This window comes from Lutimonas vermicola (assembly GCF_038433205.1).
GTDB lineage: Bacteria > Bacteroidota > Bacteroidia > Flavobacteriales > Flavobacteriaceae > Lutimonas > Lutimonas vermicola.
On record NZ_JBCDNA010000001.1, the window covers coordinates 370,604 to 391,298 of the forward strand.

19 protein-coding genes are annotated in these 20,695 nt (G+C 38.7%); 6 read left to right on the plus strand and 13 right to left on the minus strand.

Annotation, left to right across the window (positions count from 1 at the left end; genetic code table 11):
• Positions 1 to 208 precede the first annotated feature (208 nt).
• Entirely contained in the window at positions 209 to 841 is a 633-nt protein-coding gene (locus AABB81_RS01690) for an endonuclease III domain-containing protein (RefSeq protein WP_342158164.1), read from the minus strand.
• A gap of 31 nt (positions 842 to 872) precedes the next feature.
• Here AABB81_RS01690 and bcp point away from each other — a divergent pair, with 31 nt between their 5' ends.
• A complete protein-coding gene (bcp, locus tag AABB81_RS01695; RefSeq protein ID WP_342158165.1) occupies positions 873 to 1,322 on the plus strand; it encodes a thioredoxin-dependent thiol peroxidase in 450 nt (149 codons plus the stop codon).
• 45 nt (positions 1,323 to 1,367) lie between these two features.
• On the opposite strand, the gene AABB81_RS01700 is transcribed toward bcp, so the two are convergent.
• The 4 genes from AABB81_RS01700 to AABB81_RS01715 form a co-directional block, all read right to left on the minus strand.
• The gene (locus tag AABB81_RS01700; protein ID WP_342158166.1) at positions 1,368 to 2,828 is read right to left on the minus strand and encodes a TonB-dependent receptor; all 1,461 of its coding nucleotides are present in this window, start codon (positions 2,826 to 2,828) and stop codon (positions 1,368 to 1,370) included.
• 101 nt (positions 2,829 to 2,929) lie between these two features.
• Positions 2,930 to 4,324, minus strand: coding sequence for an NAD(P)(+) transhydrogenase (Re/Si-specific) subunit beta (locus AABB81_RS01705; protein WP_342158167.1), 1,395 nt, complete (start codon positions 4,322 to 4,324; stop codon positions 2,930 to 2,932).
• A complete protein-coding gene (locus tag AABB81_RS01710; protein WP_342158168.1) occupies positions 4,324 to 4,632 on the minus strand; it encodes an NAD(P) transhydrogenase subunit alpha part 2 in 309 nt (102 codons plus the stop codon). Before AABB81_RS01710 ends, AABB81_RS01705 begins: the two co-directional genes overlap by 1 nt.
• A 12-nt stretch (positions 4,633 to 4,644) precedes the next feature.
• Positions 4,645 to 5,745: a Re/Si-specific NAD(P)(+) transhydrogenase subunit alpha gene (locus tag AABB81_RS01715; protein WP_342158169.1), complete on the minus strand. Its 1,101-nt coding sequence runs from the start codon at positions 5,743 to 5,745 to the stop codon at positions 4,645 to 4,647.
• Positions 5,746 to 5,958: 213 nt separating this feature from the next.
• Here AABB81_RS01715 and AABB81_RS01720 point away from each other — a divergent pair, with 213 nt between their 5' ends.
• A complete protein-coding gene (locus AABB81_RS01720; protein WP_342158170.1) occupies positions 5,959 to 6,720 on the plus strand; it encodes an MBL fold metallo-hydrolase in 762 nt (253 codons plus the stop codon).
• Positions 6,721 to 6,726: 6 nt separating this feature from the next.
• Here the strand turns inward: AABB81_RS01720 and fdhF are convergent, their stop codons facing one another.
• The 7 genes from fdhF to AABB81_RS01755 all read right to left on the minus strand — a co-directional run bounded on the left by fdhF (position 6,727) and on the right by AABB81_RS01755 (position 16,642).
• Positions 6,727 to 9,438, minus strand: a complete 2,712-nt coding sequence (fdhF, locus tag AABB81_RS01725; RefSeq protein ID WP_342158171.1) for a formate dehydrogenase subunit alpha — start codon at positions 9,436 to 9,438, stop codon at positions 6,727 to 6,729.
• 10 nt (positions 9,439 to 9,448) lie between these two features.
• A complete protein-coding gene (locus tag AABB81_RS01730; protein ID WP_342158173.1) occupies positions 9,449 to 11,080 on the minus strand; it encodes an NADH-ubiquinone oxidoreductase-F iron-sulfur binding region domain-containing protein in 1,632 nt (543 codons plus the stop codon).
• Between the two features lie 66 nt (positions 11,081 to 11,146).
• Positions 11,147 to 12,322 carry a THUMP-like domain-containing protein gene (locus AABB81_RS01735; protein ID WP_342158174.1) on the minus strand — a complete coding sequence of 392 codons (1,176 nt, stop codon included), beginning with the start codon at positions 12,320 to 12,322 and terminating at the stop codon, positions 11,147 to 11,149.
• A 1-nt stretch (position 12,323) separates the two neighbouring features.
• A complete protein-coding gene (locus tag AABB81_RS01740; protein WP_342158176.1) occupies positions 12,324 to 13,409 on the minus strand; it encodes an AI-2E family transporter in 1,086 nt (361 codons plus the stop codon).
• A 75-nt stretch (positions 13,410 to 13,484) separates the two neighbouring features.
• The gene (locus AABB81_RS01745) at positions 13,485 to 13,970 is read right to left on the minus strand and encodes an META domain-containing protein (RefSeq protein ID WP_342158178.1); all 486 of its coding nucleotides are present in this window, start codon (positions 13,968 to 13,970) and stop codon (positions 13,485 to 13,487) included.
• A 209-nt stretch (positions 13,971 to 14,179) separates the two neighbouring features.
• On the minus strand, positions 14,180 to 15,769 hold the full coding sequence (locus AABB81_RS01750) for a peptide chain release factor 3 (RefSeq protein ID WP_342158179.1): 1,590 nt from the start codon (positions 15,767 to 15,769) through the stop codon (positions 14,180 to 14,182).
• Between the two features lie 120 nt (positions 15,770 to 15,889).
• Positions 15,890 to 16,642, minus strand: a complete 753-nt coding sequence (locus AABB81_RS01755) for a peptidylprolyl isomerase (protein ID WP_342158180.1) — start codon at positions 16,640 to 16,642, stop codon at positions 15,890 to 15,892.
• A 148-nt stretch (positions 16,643 to 16,790) separates the two neighbouring features.
• Between AABB81_RS01755 and idi the strand changes: the two genes are divergently transcribed.
• From idi to AABB81_RS01770, 3 genes are read left to right on the plus strand one after another with little or no spacing between them, the layout of a single operon-like run.
• Entirely contained in the window at positions 16,791 to 17,306 is a 516-nt protein-coding gene (gene idi / locus AABB81_RS01760) for an isopentenyl-diphosphate Delta-isomerase (RefSeq protein ID WP_342159629.1), read from the plus strand.
• Position 17,307: 1 nt separating this feature from the next.
• A complete protein-coding gene (locus AABB81_RS01765; protein WP_342158181.1) occupies positions 17,308 to 17,718 on the plus strand; it encodes a 6-pyruvoyl trahydropterin synthase family protein in 411 nt (136 codons plus the stop codon).
• Positions 17,718 to 18,263, plus strand: coding sequence for a peroxiredoxin (locus tag AABB81_RS01770; RefSeq protein WP_342158182.1), 546 nt, complete (start codon positions 17,718 to 17,720; stop codon positions 18,261 to 18,263). Before AABB81_RS01765 ends, AABB81_RS01770 begins: the two co-directional genes overlap by 1 nt.
• Before the next feature lie 3 nt (positions 18,264 to 18,266).
• On the opposite strand, the gene AABB81_RS01775 is transcribed toward AABB81_RS01770, so the two are convergent.
• Positions 18,267 to 19,274, minus strand: a complete 1,008-nt coding sequence (locus AABB81_RS01775) for an adenosine deaminase (RefSeq protein ID WP_342158183.1) — start codon at positions 19,272 to 19,274, stop codon at positions 18,267 to 18,269.
• A gap of 224 nt (positions 19,275 to 19,498) precedes the next feature.
• On the opposite strand from AABB81_RS01775, the gene AABB81_RS01780 reads away from it, so the two are divergent.
• Positions 19,499 to 20,692 (plus strand): DegT/DnrJ/EryC1/StrS family aminotransferase, encoded by a 1,194-nt coding sequence (locus AABB81_RS01780; RefSeq protein ID WP_342158184.1) that lies wholly within the window; start codon positions 19,499 to 19,501, stop codon positions 20,690 to 20,692.
• The last annotated feature ends 3 nt before the right edge of the window (positions 20,693 to 20,695 follow it).

A 20,695-nucleotide genomic window follows, 5' to 3' on the forward strand; every position in this document is an offset into this window, starting at 1 on the left:
TTATTAATCCCTAAAACATTATAAGATTTATGGCAAAACTTTACACTGAAAGATTTTTCAAAGAAAAACTTGATCCGAAAACAGAAACGATTTCATTTTTACTAAATTATTCGAAATCAGTTCAACCGATCAAGACGAAAAAAGAAAGCTTAATGTTTCATTTGAATTAATCGGAAAAAGCTCTTAATTTTAATATTAGGAGCTTTTTTTATTTTAGATTTTTTCTTCCTATCTTATTATAGATCACATCTTTTTCCCGATTCCATCCTCTGGCAGGAGAGTGTTCTCGTCCGTAATAAATAATCTGTAAATGAAGTTTGTTCCAAAGTTCTTTTGGAAACAATCGTTTTGCATCCTTTTCGGTTTGTACTACGTTTTTGCCCGAACTTAAATTCCAACGATACATCAATCTGTGTATATGCGTGTCTACAGGAAAGCTTGGGATACCAAAAGCCTGGCTCATTACAACTGAAGCTGTTTTATGACCAACTGAAGGTAATTCTTCCAGTAATTCGATTTGTGCAGGCACCTCACCATTGTATTTGTCAATAAGTATTTTAGAAAGACCATAAATTCCTTTGGATTTCATAGGAGATAAGCCCACGGGTTTTATGATTTCTCTGATTTCTTCAATGCTTAATTTGACCATGTCATAAGGATTATCGGCTTGTTCAAAAAGAACGGGCGTGATTAAGTTGACCCTGGCGTCTGTGCTTTGAGCAGATAACAAGACGGCAATTAGCAAAGTATAAGGATCCTTGTGTTTAAGTGGAATAGGAGGTAAGGGGTATAGTGCTTCCAAAGTATCAATAACGAGCTGTACCTTTTCCTTTTTAGTCATTTTTTCAGTATTTTTGACAAAAATACAAATAATGACAACACTAAAAGTAGGGGATAAGGCCCCGGGATTTTCAGCAAAGGACCAATATGGAAAAACGATAGAACTCGATAATTTTAAAGGTAAAAAAGTTGTGCTTTTCTTTTACCCAAAGGCCAGTACACCGGGATGTACGGCAGAAGCCTGTAATTTAAGGGACAATTATGAAACTTTTAAAAGTAAGGGGTATGAAGTGATTGGTGTAAGCGCCGATTCTGAAAATAGACAGCTAAATTTTAGCAACAAACAGAAATTGCCCTATAGTTTACTGGCAGATGAAGATAAGAAAGTGATTATGGCTTATGGGGTATGGGGCCCGAAAAAGTTTATGGGCAAGGAATATGACGGCATCCACCGAACCACATTTGTAATTGATGAAGATGGTAAGATTGAAGACGTAATTTCAAAAGTGAAAACCAAGGAGCACGCTTCTCAAATTTTGTAATTACTAATTTTAAGATAAAAAAAGGACGGTTTAACCGTCCTTTTTTTATTTAGCTTTCTTTCTTGTTTCGTGTTTTCTTTTGCTGTAACCAAATAATCGCTTATCCTTTATAATATTGGCAACGCCTTCAGGCAGCATTTCTTCCCAGCCGTTTTGACCACTGACGATCATTTTGAAGGCCTTCCTTGAGAAGATCTCTAAAATGTCCGGATCATATTTAGTGATATCGACAATTCTTCCGTTGAATTTAAAATATTTGTACAATTCTTTCATTCGCGGATGCACCTTAAGATTGGCGCTTGTAATAATTTCTCCGGATTCAAGATCCTTCAATGGATATAAATAAATTTTAAGATCCTTATAGAAGAGTTTTCCAAAAGCCTCAAGAACCCCACCGCTCAGATCACGGTAGTATTTCTCATCAAAAATCTGGATCAGATTGTAAACACCCATGGCCAAGCCCATACGGGCTTTGGTAAATTCAGAGAAATAATCGACCAGTTTATAATACTCCTGGAAGTTTGTGATCATCACCGTTTGACCCAGGGAGCACAATAATTCGGCCCTGTCTAAAAAATCTCTTTCGTTTATTTTTCCCTCTGATCTTAAATTGGCCAGTGTTATTTCAAAAATTACATTCGTATTTTTTTCTGTAACCCTTTTGTCTAAAAAGAACATTCTTTTCGACTCTTCATACATTTCCATATTGACACGAGTTACAGGTCGAAAACTACCTCTCAATGCCAAAATATTTTTTTTGTATAATTGTTGAGCGGGCAAAAGGTTGTTTCCATCCGGGCCAAACATAACGGCATTGGTCATACCATTTTTTAGCAAATGCAAACTCATGAGGCGATTGTCTACATACATAAACCTCGGTCCGGAAAAGTCGACCATATCAATTTCAATGGTATCATTCTCAATATTGTCAGTAAAAGATTTTAATAAATCTTTTGGGCTGTCATTCAAATAGAATGCCCCATAGATAAGATTGGCTCCTAAAATACCGAGCGTTTCCTGTTGTAATTTGGAATCGGTTTGTTTAAAGCGAACATGAAGAACGATTTCATTATAATCTTCCAAGGCGTCCATCTGAAAACGTATTCCAACCCAACCGTGTCCTTTAAAATTCTTTGCAAAATCTATGGTAGTCACCGTATTGGCATATGAAAAGAAAATCTTGTTAGGATGTTTATCCCTGCTGAGACGGTCCTCGATCAACTCGACCTCATGCCTCAGCATTTTTCTCAGTCGTGATTCAGTAACATAGCGTCTGTCTGTTTCTATGCCATAAATGGCATCCGAGAAATCTTTATCATAGGCTGACATGGCCTTAGCGATGGTCCCCGAGGCACCACCTGCTCTAAAGAAATGACGAACTGTTTCCTGCCCCGCGCCAATTTCGGCGAAGGTACCGTAAATGTGTTCATTCAAATTAACCCTTAGTGACTTGTGTCTTATAGAAAGAACATGTTCCAGTTCTCTATCACCTTTGATCCGTTTCATTGATTAATCTTTTGAGCAAATATACTCAAGATTTGAACAGTAAAAAGAGTTTGATTAAAAAAATCAAAGGAGTATCCCGATGAACAAAGCCAATAGATGCTTTACATACCTTTTAATTCATGTACCAGTTTAGTTAATACGTCTTTTGCGTCGCCAAAAAGCATGGATGTTTTTTGGTTAAAAAATAATTCATTTTCAATTCCGGCATAACCCGGGTTCATACTCCGCTTATTGATGATGATACTTTTGGCTTTTTCAACATCCAGAATGGGCATACCATAAATTGGGCTTCCCGGATCATTGTAGGCGGCCGGATTTACCACATCGTTGGCTCCTACCACCAACACGGCATCCGTATTTTGGAACTCTGAATTAATATCTTCCATCTCCACTAATTTGTCGTAATCGACGTTGGTTTCTGCAAGAAGTACATTCATATGTCCAGGCATGCGGCCGGCTACAGGATGAATGGCATATTTGACTTCAACCCCCTTTTTTTCGAGCAATAGTTCAAGTTCATGAATCACATGCTGGGCCTGTGCAACAGCCAGGCCATAACCGGGAACAATAATGACCTTATTGGCATAATTCATCAATATTGCGGCATCACTTGGTGTTGTTTTTTTAATGCTTCCTCCATGTGGGGATTTTTGCGAAGCCTCAGAACCTGCCGTTCCTTCGCCAAAGGCTCCAAATATAACACTTGCCAAGGGCCTGTTCATGGCATCACACATGGCAAAAGTAAGTATCGTCCCTGCAGATCCTACCAAGATCCCACCTGTAAGCATTACCATGTTTCCATAAAGGAACCCGGCAAAAGCGGCTGCCAATCCTGTGAAGGAGTTCAGCAATGAAATAACAACGGGCATATCTGCACCGCCAATGGGCATCACAAATAAGACGCCGTAAGCCAATGCGGCGAAGAATATAAGATACAGGTACAATTGGCTGTCTGAACCACTCATCGTGATATACACACCAAAGGCCAGTATGACTATTAATATAATATTGTTAACAATGTTGTAGGAAGGAAAACGAATCGGTTTTTTCAAGGTTCCGTTCAGTTTTGCCCAGGCAATCATACTTCCAGAGAATGAAATACTACCAATGATGAGCCCGGCAATGATCGTTGCGATTGACAATTGGTCACCCACATAATGACTGAATTCGATCAAGCCAATGATGGCTGCACTTGCCCCGCCCATCCCATTGAACAAAGAAACCAGCTCCGGCATTTTGGTCATACCTACTTTTTTTGCTATTCCCCAACCAATAATGGTACCTATTAGAATGGCGGCGCCAATTAATGAATAGATAAGGGGTTGTACTTTGCCCTGGTACAAGAAGATGGTGCCAAAAATAGCGAGGGTCATACCGAAGGCAGCAATCAGGTTTCCTTTGCGCGCCGTTTCAGGATGTCCCAGCATTTTCAATCCCAATATAAAGGTTACCGATGCTATCAGATAGATAAGCTCAAGACTAAATATATATTCCATTATTTTTTCTTTTTAAACATTTCTAACATTCTGTCTGTAACAACGAACCCGCCTACCACGTTTAGAGTACCAAGCAAAACGGCGACAAAACCAAGTGACAAGGCTAAAATATCGTCGGGTGATGCGCTAAGCATGACCAGGATGGCCCCGATGATCACAACGCCGTGAATTGCATTTGCTCCAGACATTAATGGGGTATGTAAAACAGCAGGTACATGCCCTATTACTTCAACACCAACAAAAATCATCAGAATGACGATATAGATCATTTGCAGGTGATTGCTAATAAATTCAATCAATACATCCATAGTTTATTTATTTTAAGTTTTTCTGATAACACCGTCCTTTACGATAAGCGTTTCGTCTGTAATTTGGTCTTCCAGGTTCCATTTAAATTCATTGTTCTCGGTCAGGTAATTAATGAAATTGAACATGTTTTTGCCATACAGATCACTGGCATTTGTCGAAACGCTTTCTGGGGAAATTGTCGTTCCAATGATTTTGACTCCATTTTTTATTACCGTTTTATTCATTTTGCTCAGTTCACAATTTCCTCCCTGAGCTGCAGCAAGGTCAATGATCACCGCGCCATTTTTCATTTGTTTTACTTGCTCCTCGGTAATAAGTATCGGTGATTTTCGTCCGGGAACCATAGCTGTGGTAATCACAAGGTCGGCCTTGAACAAGGAGTTATTTACTGCCTCTTTTTGCCTGCGCGCATAATCTTCGGAAGCTGCCTTTGCATAACCATTCTCAGATGCCTCGCCATTGGGATCAACTGTGATGAATTTAGCACCCAGAGACTCGGCTTGCTCTTTTGTTTCCAAACGTATATCGGTAGCTTCAACAACAGCACCAAGTCTTTTTGCCGTGGCGATGGCTTGCAGACCTGCAACACCAACACCATATATTAAAACCCTTGAAGGTGTTATGGTTCCGGCTGCAGTCATCATTAGCGGAAATATTTTTGTCATTTCATAGGCGCCCTTTATCACTGCTTTATAACCTGCAAGATTACTTTGCGAACTTAAAACATCCATGTCCTGGGCCCTTGAAATCCTGGGCAATGCGTCCATTGAAAACACAGTGGCGCCTTTTTCAGCAATTTGCTTTACAATTTCAGGGTTTGATTTATGAAATAACTGGCAAATGAGAATATGATGATCATCAATCAATTTCAATCCGTCTTCGTCGAAAGGGTTGATTTTTACAAGTATATCACATTCTTTATATACTGCACCTCTTTTTTCCACCTGGACACCAACTTCCTCATAATCACTGTTCTTGTATTTGGAAGAACTTCCGGCATCATCCTCAACCACAACTTCAAATCCTTTTTCAATAAGCTGCTTGGCAATTTTCGGTGAAATAGAAACACGTTTTTCATTTTTTTCTATCTCTTTCAGTATACCTATTTTCATGTTGAAATTTTTGTAATTCGATGCTAAATGTAAAATTAAATCATAGTAAATATAATGATTTAAATCACTTTCCTAAACTAATTTTACTTAGGTCTGAAACCGTGTTTATGTGATTTAGAAAAGTAGTGACCCGAGACTCATAAAATATGTTTTGTCCTTAGGCTTAAAAGAACTTTTGTTATTTAATATTACATTTGTTGAAAATTGTTTTTGATGAAAATTACTTTTTTAGGTACTGGCACCAGTCAAGGGATACCAGTCATTGGGTCTCGTGATGAAGTCTGTTTATCATCAGACGAAAGGGATACACGTTTTCGTTCGTCTATTTTGATGGAATGGGACGAAGCGGCATATGTAATTGATTGCGGACCCGATTTTCGCCAGCAAATGCTAAGGGCCAATTCGAGCCGGTTAGATGGCATTTTGTTTACGCATTATCACGCAGACCATACTGCCGGTTTGGATGATGTTCGTCCCTTTTCACATAGACAGGGAGAAGTAGCAATGTTTATGGATGATTCAGTAGCCGAAAATCTAAAGGAAAGGTTTGGTTATATTTTTACTACTGTGAACAGATACGCAGGGGCTCCTAAAGTTTCAATCAACCGAATTGAAAACAAAGTTTTTGAATTGTCAGGAAAGTGGGTGTTGCCAATTGAGGTGATGCATGGTAACCTGAAAATATTTGGTTTTAGAATTGATAAGATGGCTTATATCACAGATGCTAAATCAGTCGCTCAGGATGAAAGGAAAAAATTAAAAGATCTGGACCTGCTTGTTGTCAATGCCCTAAGGATTGAACCACATCCCACGCATTTCAATTTAGAGGAAGCCCTGGCATTTATAAAAGACATAAACCCCCGTAGGGCATATTTAACCCACATCAGTCACAGATTGGGCTTTCATCAGGAGGTTTCAAAAAAGTTGCCTCCCAATGTATTTTTGGCCTATGATGGTTTGGTCATTGAATTGTAGGCCCTGTTAAATTTTCTCAAAATCAACGGCAACCACTTTGTATTCAGGTGTTAACGTGAATTCGTCACCAACATTTCCCGTGAGCATATTGATGAAAATTTCTGGTTGATGAAAAGTTGTCCTCACTACCCCGGGTTTTACAAGATAAGTTAGTTTTACAGGAATGATGACGCTTCCACGATCTGAAAATATTTTCACCTTATCATCAGCTCCTATATCTTTTTCAGCAGCATCCAAAGGGTTCACTTCCAGATAATCCATAGGCGACAGCTCTTGATTATCGGTTCTTCGTGTCATGGTACCTGCATTGTAATGTTCTAATTGCCTGGCAGTTGTAAGTATAAAAGGGTATTTATTTCTGTGTTCCACAAGCTCCGGAGTTTCTTCGAAGTCAAAATGATGAAATTTACCTTTTCCTCTCCTGAAATTACCGTCTCTATGTATGATTTGAGTATCTGTACCATCTTCCAGTACGGGCCATTGTAATCCGTTAGTGCCTAGCCTCTCCCAGTTAATCCCTTTCATAAAAGGAATTACATCTGCTATTTCATCTAAAATTTTTGCGGCATCATATTCGCGACCGGTTGGCTGTTCATATCCTAGTTTGAACATCATGTCAATAATCATCTGTCCGTCAGGTTTCGTGTTGCCGATCGGATCGATGACCTTATTGACCCTTTGCACCCGTCTTTCCCCGTTGGTAAATGTCCCGTTCTTTTCAAAATAGGAACTTGCAGGCAAAACCACATCTGCCATTTCGGCTGTAGCCGACATAAATAATTCCTGAACGATTAGGATATCAAGCTGTTCCATTGCCTTTCGGATATGCATGGTATTCGGATCAGTCATGAGCGTATCTTCTCCCATGATCCAAAGGGCTTTAAATTTTCCGTTTATTGCGGCATCAAGCATTTCCGGAATCTTTAGGCCCTCTCTTTCGGGCATTTCCGGAATTTGATATTTTTGGGCGTAATAGTTTTGAATTTCGGGATCATTTACATCCATATAACCTGCTCCCTGATGCGGTTGTACCCCCATATCTGCTGCACCCTGAACATTATTTTGTCCTCTCAACGGATTTAACCCCACACCCGGACGACCTATATTGCCTGTCATCATGGCCAAATTAGATAACAACATCACAGTCTTGCTTCCCTGAAAATGCTCGGTAACACCAAGGCCGTGAAATTCCATGGCATTATTTGAAGAAGCATAGGCAATGGCCGCTCTTTTAACAAGGTCTTTTGAGACACCTGTAATATACTCGAGTTCATTCATGTCAAGGGAAATAACATGTTGGTAAAACTCGTTGTATTGCTCTGTAAATTTTTGAATAAATTCATTTTTAACCAAACCTTCCTTTACGATATAATGCCCGATCATGTTGAGAATGGCCACGTTTGTACCCGGCCTGAGTTGAAGGTGATAGGTTGCCAGTTTTGCCAGACTTGTTTTAACCGGATCAACAACAATACTTGTGATACCCTGCATAAACAACTGTTTGATCCGAGCCCCAGTAACTGGATGTGCTTCTGTCGGGTTTGCCCCAAACAGTAAAATACAATCTGTCATACCAAGGTCTTTAATAGAATTGGTCGCTGCTCCTGTTCCAAAGGCCTTTTGCATTCCATATGCGGTTGGGGCATGACATACTCTTGCACAGCCATCTATATTATTGGTGTTCAGCGCCACTCTAGTCATTTTCTGCATCAGGTAATTTTCCTCATTGGTCGCTCGTGAGGAAGAAATGCATCCAATGGAATCCGCACCGTATGCCTCTTTTACTGCTGTTAATTTTTTAGCCATAAAGTCATAAGCGTCTTCCCAGGAGACCACTTCAAACTTACCGTCTCTTTTGATTAAAGGATCCGTCAGCCGATCCGGATGGTTGTAAAACTGAAAGGCAAAACGGCCTTTCAAACACGTATGTCCTTCATTTACTTCTGCTGTTTCCGGGGCTTGAATCCCACGAATTTCACCGTCGATAACAGATACGTCCAATTGGCACCCAACCCCGCAATATGTGCAGGTGGTTCTTATTGTTTCATCAGGAATTAAGGTTTTGGTAGTGAATTTATCATACAGAGCCTCTGTAGGACAGGTTTGCACACATGCGCCGCAAGATACACAGGCAGAAAGATCGAAATTACTGTCAAAGCCCTTGATGATCTGGGTCGCAAAACCACGTCCGCTCATTCCCAGAACCATTTCGCCCTGAATTTCTTCGCATGCTCTTACGCAGCGATAACAATTGATGCACTGCGACAGATCAGACTTGATATAGGGATGTGAATTGTCTTTTTGGAGTCCAAAGTTCGATTTTCCCTGAGGATAACGTACATTGGGGATTCCTATATCGGCAATCGCCTTTTGGAATTCAGTAGGTTTTTTCCCCTTATCCGGAAATACCTTGTCAGATGGGTAATCGGTGAGTACCAATTCCAAAATATTCTTTCTTAATCTTTTGATTTTTTCTGTGTTATGATAAATATAGGCACCTTCGAAAATCGGGGTATGGCAGGATGCAACGGTTTTTGTCAATCCTCCTTTTTCTCGTGCGACTTCCACCGAACAAACACGGCACGAGCCAAAATTGTCAAGTCGATCGTCTTGACACATGGTAGGAATGGCATCCCTGTTTTCATTTCTTCGAACGAATTCCAGTATCGTCTCATTTTCTCTGCCCTGAAAGGCTATGTCGTTCAAATATACATTCATGTTTAATAGCTTAAGATTGAAAATATGACTTTAATTCAGGTTCAAAATACTTCAGGGTATTTTTGATCGGCAAGGGAACACCGCCCCCTAAAGCACATAAGGAACCAATTTCAAGGGTTTCAATAAGGTCGTCAAACAATTGTCTGTCAATTTTATAGTTTTCATTTTGAGCTTTTTCAAGCATTTCGTATCCTCTAAAAGATCCGATCCGGCAAGGATAACATTTCCCACAACTCTCCTCGGCAGTGAATTCGAGCAGGTGTTTTATAAATTGTATCATAGGAAAATTCTCTGGAATTGAAACCACGCTGGCATGTCCAAGCAGAAATCCGGCATTGTTCAGAGATTCAAAATCGAGAAACAGGTCTTTAATATTTTGAAGGGGAATGATACCGCCAAGGGGCCCTCCGATTTGAAAAGCCTTCACGGGAGCATTAAGCCCTTTGCCATATTCGTCAAAAACCACAGATAAGGGGGTTCCCATTTCAATTTCATAAATACCGGGTCGGTTAAAATAGCTATCCAGCGATACGAGTTTGGTTCCGGTAGACTGCTGGGTGCCAAGGGATGAAAATGCTTTTCCTCCATGATCAAGTATCCAGTGCACATTGGCAAAAGTTTCTACGTTGCTCAAAACAGTAGGTTTGCCAAATAGCCCGTATTGAGCAGGATAAGGAGGCCTTACCCGTACTTCTGGCCTAAGTCCTTCAATAGAATTCAATAAGGCTGTTTCCTCTCCGCAAACGTAGCTGCCCTGACCTTTGATGATCTTAAATTTAAAATCGGATAATAGTTGAAGTTCATTCAAGTGGCTTATGGCTTGTTCCATAACGCGAACAGATTGGGGATATTCTCCCCTTATATACACAACCCCTGTATCGGCCCCAACGGATATTCCTGACAGATACATGCCAAATAAAACCTTGTACGGTTGATGTTCCATAAGGTACATATCGCTATAAGCACCGGGATCTCCTTCATCAGCGTTGCAAACAATGTATTTTTGCTCATTGATTTCTTTTGACACGGCGTCAAGCTTAAACCAAAACGGGAAACCTGCTCCACCTCGACCTCTTAAATTTGAAGTTTTAAGTTCTTCAATAATAGCGGGCCTCTGCAGTCTATATTTCTGTGCTAAACTGAAAAAGTCTTTAAGATCGCCAATAGCACCTGTAAGTACAGCAGTTGTATTGGTTCCTATATGGTAGGTATTTTCGAATTCCTCCTTGTCATTTTCAGGAGAGAGGATTTTTTCGAGATACTCCTTAGAATTTATGGAATACGTATGGTTTTTATAAAGAACGGCGCCATTGGAATGACAATGTCCAACGCAAGCCACATGCCCTATATCTTTCGAGTCAAAATGCCCTGATAACATCGATTGTACTTTTTCCTGAGACCCGGCAACCATACAGGCCGTTCCGTTGCAAACCCGAATTTGTTTTTTTCTTTCATCAGGTTTTATAAAGTCATAGAAAGATGCGGTACCAAAAACGACGGAATCATCAATAAAAAATTGCTTCGACAACTGATGAAAATCAGATTGGCTCGCTTCTTTTTCAGAGAGTTCAGCTATTTTTTCAAACAGATTGTTTTCCAACCCCTTTCTGGAAGAAAGAGATCTTATGTTTTTATTGGCCATGGTATCGCTTTGAAATATTTTGTACTAAATTTAATAAATATATTGAGTCAGCACCCTGAGTGACTGTTAAACTTTTTTACAATGAATAACGACAGCCTTGTCTTGTAAGTCGGTGGTAAAGAAAAGGTAATCGTCACCTCCTTCTTTTAAACCTGTTTTTTTTCTGATCCCAGCCACAGATTCATGAAAATTTCTTGTGGTAATATTTGCCTTTGAAAAGCCAAAGGCTTTTTTAATCAGTTTTTTGTTATATCTGGTTACAGATTGAATCATAAAACTTCTTCCAGGGAAATTTTTCATTTCATTTGAAGTATACAAATGACTGTTTACATGTAGTTTATCAATTCCTAATTGATAAGATACTTCATTAAATAGGCCGGATTTAAGTATAGCTGAATTCGGCTCGTAAAGATATTTTTTAGGTAAGGAGTAAGTGGCTTCCCGATGGGAGGGAAAACTTCCTTCAAAAGCCTCAGTCGATTGATTGATCATATGGACAGCTCTGAGATTGATGGGTCCTTTATATCCTTTTTCGATAAGAAATATTAACTCCTTAACCTCGTTTTTTACAGCGATAATATGAACCTCTTTTACAAATTTAAGGCTATTGATCGTTGATGTTATATCGAGGAAAGGCGATAATTTGATCATGATATGTGAAGATCTCTTAAAAAACACATCAAGATGAAGCGTAACATCCGGAAGGCAGTCTTCAAGTTTAAACACCTTTGCCTGATTGCTGCTTCTGCGTGATGGATCGACATAAATCCAGTCATAGTCATTGTTGGCATTTGTCAAAAAATCTATACCATCTTTATGTTTACAATCGATATTAAATGCTCCGAGAACCTTGAAATTATAAGCTGCTATATCAGAAAGATCTTTGTCTTTTTCACAATGAACAACCTTGTCGATCTTTTTTGAGAAATAATAGCTGTCAACGCCAAACCCTCCGGTCAGATCTATTAATGAGTCTCCATCAACCAATGCTGATTTATACTCAGCAGTAATTTCGGAAGAGGTTTGTTCAATACTTACAGGTTTCGGATAATAAATTCCTCTTGTTTGAAACCAGGTGGGAAGTTTGCGCTGACATTTTGATTTACTGAGAATCTGCCCGGCCAATTCCTGAATGCTTATTTCTTTAAACGGGGAACCTTTCAATATCAGTGAAGGTAAGTCCTTTTGTAAATTATCCTGAATAAATTGCTGTACTTCGGTATGTAGCAGTTTGGTATTCAATTTAATCCAGGCCTTTGGTCAGCGATTTTACAATGGGGTTGTCTGAGAGAAATTCTTTTAAAATTACTTTGATGACCGTATAAGTCGGAACTGCAAAGATCATTCCTGTAATGCCAAACAATAAACCTCCGATCACTATGATCAAAAATATTTCCAAAGGGTGCGACTTTACACTTTTTGAAAAGATAATGGGTTGACTAAAAAAGTTATCGATAAGCTGAGCAACGATATAGCCCAGTATTACGTAACTCGTAACAGGTATGATATGCGTTTGAAAATCATATTCCAAACTGCTCGTCATAGTCAGCAGGACCATTAAGACTCCCCCAATAAGGGGTCCAATGTAGGGGATCAAATTTAAAAGTGCGCAAAGGAATGCAATTACTACGGAACTTTTTATATTGAAGATCAGCAATGTAACAGAATAAATCGCAAATAAAATTGAAATCTGAATAATTAAACCTATAAAATACCTCGATAAAAGATCATTGATTTTTTTGAGGGAACTTAAAATTTTGTCTTCATTCCGATCGGGAGTAATAAAAACAAATGCATTATGTAAGATCCTATTGTCTTTTAAAAAGAAAAAAGTTATAAAAAGCACTGAAAACAAACCCATACTAAAGGTTCCGACAACACCCATAAGCGAATTCAACAAGCTGGGAATGGAAGCAATATTCGAGGTCAGGTCAATGTTTTTTAATTCGCGGAATATATTGATTCTCCTGGCCGAAAAGAACACATCAATCTCGTGAAACAGGTTAAACATTCTTCTTCTTAATTCTTCTGTATTTAGCAAAGAAATATTGTGCCCCTGCTCTTTAATCAAAGGAACAAACATGGAAATTATCCCAAAAATCACCATTAAAAAAAAGGCCATGGTAATCACGACGGCAAAAACATTAGGGAATTTGAGCCTTTTTTTTAAAAAACTGAGTATGGGTTTTGCTACCAGAGACAAAACCGCAGCAATGACCAAATAAATGATCACGCTCTGAATTTTATATAAAAAAAACAGAAAAAGAAGAATCCCGACAATAATGGCAAGGGCCCTTAAAATTCCGTTGGCAATAACTCTAGCATCCATGTGTTAATTTGGTATGAGATGACTCCGGTGGTAAATATAGAAATAAAAGTAGAAAGAATCCAAAGCTGATAAAGATTATTCTTTGCGTTTCAGTACCATGACCTGTTGATCTCCATCGAAAAAAATCAGTAGCTCTTTTACCTCAAAAGTAAGTTCTTTTTCGTTAAAGGAATCTAATATTTTATCACTCATTTCCATATGGTTACAAGCCATAATAGTCCCTGCTGTCGGACCAAATACTATTTTATCGTTCTTGAATGTCACCTTCCCATGAAATGAATTGCAGCCATCACTTCCAGAGATAATCCCTTTAGATAGGTCAATGATCATTGTGGGCTGTTTGCCATCAAACTGTACCGAGTCAATCGGCATATCATAAACTTGTTTGATCAGCCATTTCCCATCCAGTTTTTGCTGTTGCTCTTGATATAATTCACTGTGCATTTCCTGATGCATCACGACATGAGGATCTTGAAACTTGTCTCTTGATGAATTTGAAGATGTTCCACATGAAAAAAAACATATAGATAAAATCAGGTTGAATAGAAAATAATGTTTCATCTCTTATTTTTAAGATTTCGATTCATTCATGATTTCAACAAAATTATTACAAATCAGAGAAAATAGAGTGTGCTAAAGACAAAAAAACAATATAATTTATGAAACTTCTAAAAGTTACACAGAAAAACCATACACCCTTTAATGACAGTCTTTTTAAACCGTATTATTATGAATTTTCTGATCTAATTACCTTAATATAAGTAAGCATTCTATTTGTATTCACTTACAAAATGTAGTTTTACCGTTGGGTATTTTTGCTGTGTCATCTGCACGGTAAATGCTGAATCAGCAAGAAAAACCAACTGTCCTTTTTTATCTTTTGCTAGGTAACGCTGTTTTACCCTTTTGAATTCTTTGAATTCCTCATTGTACTCATCCTCAGGGTCAACCCAACAGGCTTTGTGTATATTGACATTTTCATAAGAACATTTGGCTCCGTATTCGTGTTCCAACCTGTACTGAATCACTTCAAACTGAAGGGCACCGACTGTTCCTATCACTTTCCTGCCATTGAGGTCGAGTGTGAATAATTGCGCAACGCCTTCATCCATCAATTGATCAAGTCCTTTAGACAATTGTTTGGATTTCATGGGATCAGCATTGTTGACATACCTAAAGTGTTCAGGTGAAAAACTAGGAACCCCTTTGAATTCGAGTATTTCTCCTTCGGTAAGCGTATCACCAATCTTAAAGTTCCCTGTATCATGCAATCCGACAATATCTCCTGGAAATGATTCTTCCACAATTTCTTTTTTTTCGGCAAAAAAAGCATTCGGACTGGAGAATTTTAGTTTCTTGCCCAATTTCACATGCAAATAGTTGGTGTTCCTTTTAAAAACCCCTGAAACAATCTTGACAAATGCGAGTCGGTCACGGTGTTTTGGATCCATATTCGCATGAATCTTAAACACAAAACCGGTAAAGTTTTTTTCTTTAGAATCAACGAGTCTTTTGTCAGACATTTTGGGTTGTGGAGTAGGGGCGATTTCAATAAAGCAATCCAATAACTCCTTTACCCCGAAATTGTTAAGTGCTGATCCGAAAAAAACAGGTTGTAAGTCACCTTTTAAATAGGCTTCTTTATCAAAATCAGGATAAACTTCACGAACCAGTTCGAGTTCTTCCCTTAATCTTTCTGCAGCCTCTTTGCCAATAACGTCTTCAAGTGCCGGGTCATCTATATCTGTAAATTCAATGCCAGCTGAAACTTTTTGTTTGCTATCCGGAGAAAACAGGTTCAATTTTTTGCCCCAGATATTGTAAATTCCTTTAAAATCATATCCCATCCCAATAGGAAAACTAAGAGGTACTACCCTTAGCCCTAATTTCTGTTCTACTTCATCCAGCAGGTCAAATGCATCTTTACCTTCACGGTCGAGTTTGTTGATAAAGACTATCATTGGTATTTTTCTCATTCGACAAACTTCAACAAGTTTTTCAGTTTGCTCCTCCACACCCTTGGCGACATCTATCACAACAATTACGCTGTCAACGGCCGTAAGCGTCCTAAATGTATCTTCGGCAAAGTCTTTGTGTCCGGGGGTATCAAGAATATTGATTTTTTTATCTTTATAATTAAATGCCAAAACTGAAGTTGCTACCGAAATTCCACGCTGACGCTCAATTTCCATAAAATCTGAAGTAGCACCTTTTTTGATCTTATTACTTTTAACAGCTCCGGCTTCCTGAATAGCACCCCCAAATAATAAGAGCTTTTCAGTTAATGTAGTTTTACCGGCATCGGGGTGAGAAATAATACCAAAAGTGCGTCTTCTTTTTATTTCCTGCAGTAGATTCATGAATGAAAATTAGGCTGCAAATATAAGTGAACTGCTTAAACTAACAATTAGGAATTCCAATTTTTGAATTTTGTCCTTACCGCAATGAGCAGATCTTCTTATAAGCTTATTAATTTTGGATTAGTTGAGAACTTCAATTTTCATAAATACATCATTCAGTGGCCATTCATCGCTTCCCGCTTCGAGGTTTACGATTTTATCAATGGTGTTAAAACCCGAGATGACTTCTCCAAATACAGTATGCTCACCATCAAGGTGATGTGCACCTTTTCTGCTTTGAACGATGTAAAACTCAAAAGCAGTCGAATATTTTCTTGGATTATTTACCCAGTCTCTGGCTGAGGCAACTGCTCCGTATTTATGGCGTCTCTTCTCATTGAATTCCGGAGGAATCTTGTATCGTTCGTATCGTGCCTTGTAGGCCTGGGTGTCCAGGCGTTCAGATTCGCCCCCTTGAATGATAAAGTCAGGAACTACACGATAGAAACAAGTTGTATCAAAGTATCCCATTTTGGCAAGAAAGATAAAACTGGCGCGATGTAAAGGTGTGTCTTCATACAACCGGATTGTTATGTTGCCAAGCCTTGTCTTGATCAATACGGTATTCTCGGCATTTTCTTTCCCGTAAAGGGTTAAAAAGCTGACTGCATTCTCATTATTAATTGAATCTTTCGGCCTTGCTTCAAGTACGTTTTTTTTTGCCTCTTTTACCTTATTTTTGTCTAAAACAGATGTATCCGGGTGCGTGGAATTTTCTTTTTTACAAGATAATACCCAGAAAAGAATCAGAATCGCTAAAAGTTGAAAAATGATTTTCATAGAATCAAAAGAGTCGTCTTGCCTGCAAATATAAAGTATTGTCTCAAATAACATGGCATATCATATGGTAAAGCCGACTGCCAGGGGTTCAAAAAATCTTCATGTTTTCAGGGTGCATTGAGTTACCACAACTGAGTTTCACAACATTCAGGGGAAGACTTTTATTAGACGATCTAAATAATTAACTTTGTCAAAAATCAAAATTTTGGAGGAAAAAGTAATATTAGTGACCAAAAACGATGATCAGCGCGGTCTCATGGGTAAATTGGAAGCACATCAAAAAGGTGAACTTCACAGAGCCTTTTCCGTATTCGTTTTCAATAAAAAAGGGGAGTTGCTTTTACAGCAGAGATCCCTTGATAAATATCACTCACCTGGATTATGGACCAATACCTGTTGCAGCCATCAAAGAGAAGGTGAAACAAATGTTGAAGCAGGTAAGAGAAGGTTACAGGAAGAGATGGGTTTTAGTTGCGAGCTTGAAGAAATGTTTTGGTTTCTCTATAAGGCAGCGTTTGATAATGGACTGACAGAGCATGAACTTGATCATGTGATGACAGGTTATTTTGACAGGGATCCCGTTATTAACCCTGAGGAGGTAGCATCTTTTAAATGGATGCTTCTCGAAGATGTCAAAAATGATATAGCTACGCATCCTGAACGCTATACTGAATGGTTCAAGATAATTTTTAAAGAATACGATCAAAGACTCATCTAATATGAAAGTAACTGTAAGTAGAAAGGCGCATTTCAATGCGGCCCATAGATTGTATAATACCGAATGGACAGATGCACGAAATGCCCTTGTTTTTGGCAAATGTGCGAATCCTAATTATCACGGACACAATTATGAATTAATCGTTTCGGTTAAAGGGGAAATACATCCTGAAACCGGATTTGTGATGGATATGAAGGTATTAAAAGATCTTATTCGAACTGAAATCGAGGATCAATTTGATCATAAAAATTTAAACGAAGAAGTTCCTGAATTCAAGACTTTAAACCCTACTGCAGAGAATATTTCGGTAGTGATTTGGAATAAATTACGTCCGAAAATCGAGAAAGATCTCGATGTAAGCATCACGCTTTATGAGACGCCCCGGAATTTTGTAACCTATAACGGCGAGTAATGTTCAAGAAAGGCTTATATATTGTTGGAGCAATCGTCATGTGTATGATTCTCTTTTCTGTCTACAGAGCTAAGGCGCAGTCGGCATTGGCTGTTGGAGATCAGCTGCCTTCGTTTTCATTGAAGGATCAATCGGGCAATACATTTAACGTGGATCAATTTTTGGGAAAAACCGCGATGGTGATTTATTTTTATCCAAAAGACGATACTCCGGGCTGTACAAAAGAAGCATGCAGCTTTAGAGATTCCTATGAAGAATTTACCGATAAAAATATAAAAGTGATAGGCATCAGCGCGGATGATGTGGAGAGTCATCGAAATTTTGCTGAGAAGTACAACCTACCGTTTACGCTGTTGGCAGACACCGACAATAAAGTTAGAAATCTGTTCGGAGTAAAAGCCAATATGTTTGGGTTGATACCCGGAAGAGTTACCTATGTCGTCGACAAAAAAGGAGAGATTATCTTTATGTATGAGAGTCAATTCAAGGCCTCAAGCCATATTGAGGAATCTATTAAAGCGATCGAGGCTTCCCTTGAAAATTAAATATTACTTGTTCTTTTTGTAGAAACCTTCTAGTTCCGTGAGATATTTTCTCTTGGTATCCTCTTCTAATAATGCGTATTCGAAAGAATTCCTTGCAAGCTCATAAATATCCTGTTTAGAAAGATGCAGGGCTTTTTGAATTTCAAGATAATTTTGATTGACCTGACCTCCAAAATATGCCGGATCGTCAGAATTCACGGTTACCTTTAAGCCTTTGTTCATCATTTTTTTTAAGGGATGGTTCTGGAGATCAGGTACAACCTGAAGTGCCTTGTTAGACAGGGGGCAAACCGTAAGCGCTATGTTTCTCCTGATAATTTCCTCAACCAGTTTCTCGTCTTGCATAGCTTTGTTGCCGTGGTCAATTCTCTTAATTTTCAATATATCGAGTGCTTCCCAAACATAATCCGCATCGCCCTCTTCACCGGCATGGGCCAGAGGAATGTAGCCTTCTTTTACAGATGCTTCAAAAACATGTTTAAATTTTGATGGCGGATTTCCTTTTTCAGAAGAATCCAATCCCACAGCCTTGATGTGCTTTTTAAAAGGAAGAGACTCTTCCAATGTTATAAAAGCTTCTTTTTCAGTTAAATGTCTAAGGAAGCTCATGATAAGCAGGGAAGTAATACCGAGCCTTTTTTCCGCATCGGAACAGGCCTTAAGAATCCCGCTGATAACCGTTTTAAATTCAACGTTTCTTTCTGTATGGGTTTGAGGATCAAACATGATCTCTGTGTGCCTGACGTTTTGCTCAGCACATTTTTCCAGATAGCTGTACGTCAGGTCATAAAAATCCTGCTCCGTCAGCAAAACTCGCGCACCCTGATAATAGATGTCCAAAAAGTCCTGAAGGCAATCAAACTGATAAGCCTTTTCAATTTCTTCAACAGAATCAAATGGAATCGATATTCCATTTCTTTTTGCAATTTCAAACATCAGCTTAGGTTCAAAAGTCCCTTCGATGTGAAGGTGCAATTCTGCTTTCGGTATTCCTTTAATAAATGCTTCCATGAGACAAAAATAGCAATTAATCGTCACGAATACTTCAAATTTAATCAACTGATATTCTTTTTTTGATATATTTTGTCTCACCATTCCTGGCTTTGAATCGGGAAAAGGGAGCTTTCTCAATTAATTTTAAAATATGACCTTGAATAAGGTGGAAACCTCTTTAATTCATTTGAAATAATTATCTTTGCTTCCTTTGAAACAACCAATTTTAAAACAATTAAAATATGCCTGGATTTGAGTTATTTGGAGCTGAAGAAAGAAAGGAATTAAATGATGTCCTGGAGAATGGAGTGTTAATGCGCTACGGTTTTGACGGGATGAGAAATGGGCACTGGAAAGCCAAAGAATTAGAACAGGAATTACAAAAACGTTTTGATGTAAAACACGCACAGCTTACAAGTAGCGGAACTACAGCTCTCAATGTGGCTTTGGCCGTGATGGGAATAGGTGCAGGAGATGAGGTCATCATGCCCTGCTTTACCTTTGTGGCAAGCTTTGAATCTATACTTGCTTCGGGTGCAACACCGGTTTTGGTGGAAATAGATGATACTTTAACCTTGGATCCCGAAGCCGTTGAAGCCGCCATAACATCGAAAACAAAAGCTGTAATGCCCGTGCATATGTGTGGTTCTATGGCAGAACTCGATGCTTTACAATCAATCTGCAAAAAGCATGACCTGTTTCTCCTGGAGGACGCTTGTCAGGCATTTGGAGGTTCTTACAAAGGAAAGATGCTGGGGACTATTGGAGATGCAGGAACTTTTTCATTTGACTTTGTTAAGACGATTACGTGTGGAGAGGGTGGAGTAGTATTAACGAATAATAGCGAATATGCCCGCCTTGCTGATCAATATTCTGATCACGGCCATGATCATATGGGCAGCGACAGGGGAGCTGAAACCCATCCATACCTGGGGTATAATTTTCGAATATCCGAGTTGCACGCCGCCGTTGGTCTTGGACAAATAAAAAAAATGGATGATTTTATCAGCATTCAAAGAAGAAATCATGCAATTCTTAAAGAGGCACTAAGTGCGATTCCTGAAGTTACTTTTAGAAGGATACCTGATCCGGAAGGAGATAGTTGCGGCTTTTTGAATTTTTTCATGCCAACAGCTGAGCTTTCCAATAAAGTAGTTGAAGCTTTTGCTAAGTTTGGGATTGACGCCTATTGGAATTATTATAACAATAACTGGCACTATATTAGGAAATGGGACCATTTTAAGGAAATGAAAAGTTTATTTCCACTTTCAGATCAGATAAAAAAAGGGATGGAAAGACTAAAGGATCAATCATTCCCGCAGTCGGACGACTTTATCTCAAGAAATATTTCATGTTTGATCAAATTGTCCTGGACCGAGGAAGAAGTTAAAGAAAGGGCCACAAAAATGGCAGCAGCTATACATTCAATACTTTAGATA

Bases quoted from the DNA above. Each gene is read 5' to 3' on its own strand.
- AABB81_RS01730 (WP_342158173.1), bottom strand. From the start codon at position 11,080: ATGGCCAATAAAAACATAAGATCTCTTTCTTCCAGAAAGGGGTTGGAA.
- AABB81_RS01690 (WP_342158164.1), bottom strand. From the start codon at position 841: ATGACTAAAAAGGAAAAGGTACAGCTCGTTATTGATACTTTGGAAGCA.
- fdhF (WP_342158171.1), bottom strand. From the start codon at position 9,438: ATGAATGTATATTTGAACGACATAGCCTTTCAGGGCAGAGAAAATGAG.
- AABB81_RS01765 (WP_342158181.1), top strand. From the start codon at position 17,308: ATGAAAGTAACTGTAAGTAGAAAGGCGCATTTCAATGCGGCCCATAGA.
- AABB81_RS01740 (WP_342158176.1), bottom strand. From the start codon at position 13,409: ATGGATGCTAGAGTTATTGCCAACGGAATTTTAAGGGCCCTTGCCATT.
- bcp (WP_342158165.1), top strand. From the start codon at position 873: ATGACAACACTAAAAGTAGGGGATAAGGCCCCGGGATTTTCAGCAAAG.
- AABB81_RS01720 (WP_342158170.1), top strand. From the start codon at position 5,959: ATGAAAATTACTTTTTTAGGTACTGGCACCAGTCAAGGGATACCAGTC.
- AABB81_RS01705 (WP_342158167.1), bottom strand. From the start codon at position 4,324: ATGGAATATATATTTAGTCTTGAGCTTATCTATCTGATAGCATCGGTA.
- AABB81_RS01750 (WP_342158179.1), bottom strand. From the start codon at position 15,769: ATGAATCTACTGCAGGAAATAAAAAGAAGACGCACTTTTGGTATTATT.
- AABB81_RS01715 (WP_342158169.1), bottom strand. From the start codon at position 5,745: ATGAAAATAGGTATACTGAAAGAGATAGAAAAAAATGAAAAACGTGTT.
- AABB81_RS01700 (WP_342158166.1), bottom strand. From the start codon at position 2,828: ATGAAACGGATCAAAGGTGATAGAGAACTGGAACATGTTCTTTCTATA.
- AABB81_RS01775 (WP_342158183.1), bottom strand. From the start codon at position 19,274: ATGGAAGCATTTATTAAAGGAATACCGAAAGCAGAATTGCACCTTCAC.
- AABB81_RS01745 (WP_342158178.1), bottom strand. From the start codon at position 13,970: ATGAAACATTATTTTCTATTCAACCTGATTTTATCTATATGTTTTTTT.
- AABB81_RS01780 (WP_342158184.1), top strand. From the start codon at position 19,499: ATGCCTGGATTTGAGTTATTTGGAGCTGAAGAAAGAAAGGAATTAAAT.
- AABB81_RS01755 (WP_342158180.1), bottom strand. From the start codon at position 16,642: ATGTTATTTGAGACAATACTTTATATTTGCAGGCAAGACGACTCTTTT.
- AABB81_RS01710 (WP_342158168.1), bottom strand. From the start codon at position 4,632: ATGGATGTATTGATTGAATTTATTAGCAATCACCTGCAAATGATCTAT.
- AABB81_RS01770 (WP_342158182.1), top strand. From the start codon at position 17,718: ATGTTCAAGAAAGGCTTATATATTGTTGGAGCAATCGTCATGTGTATG.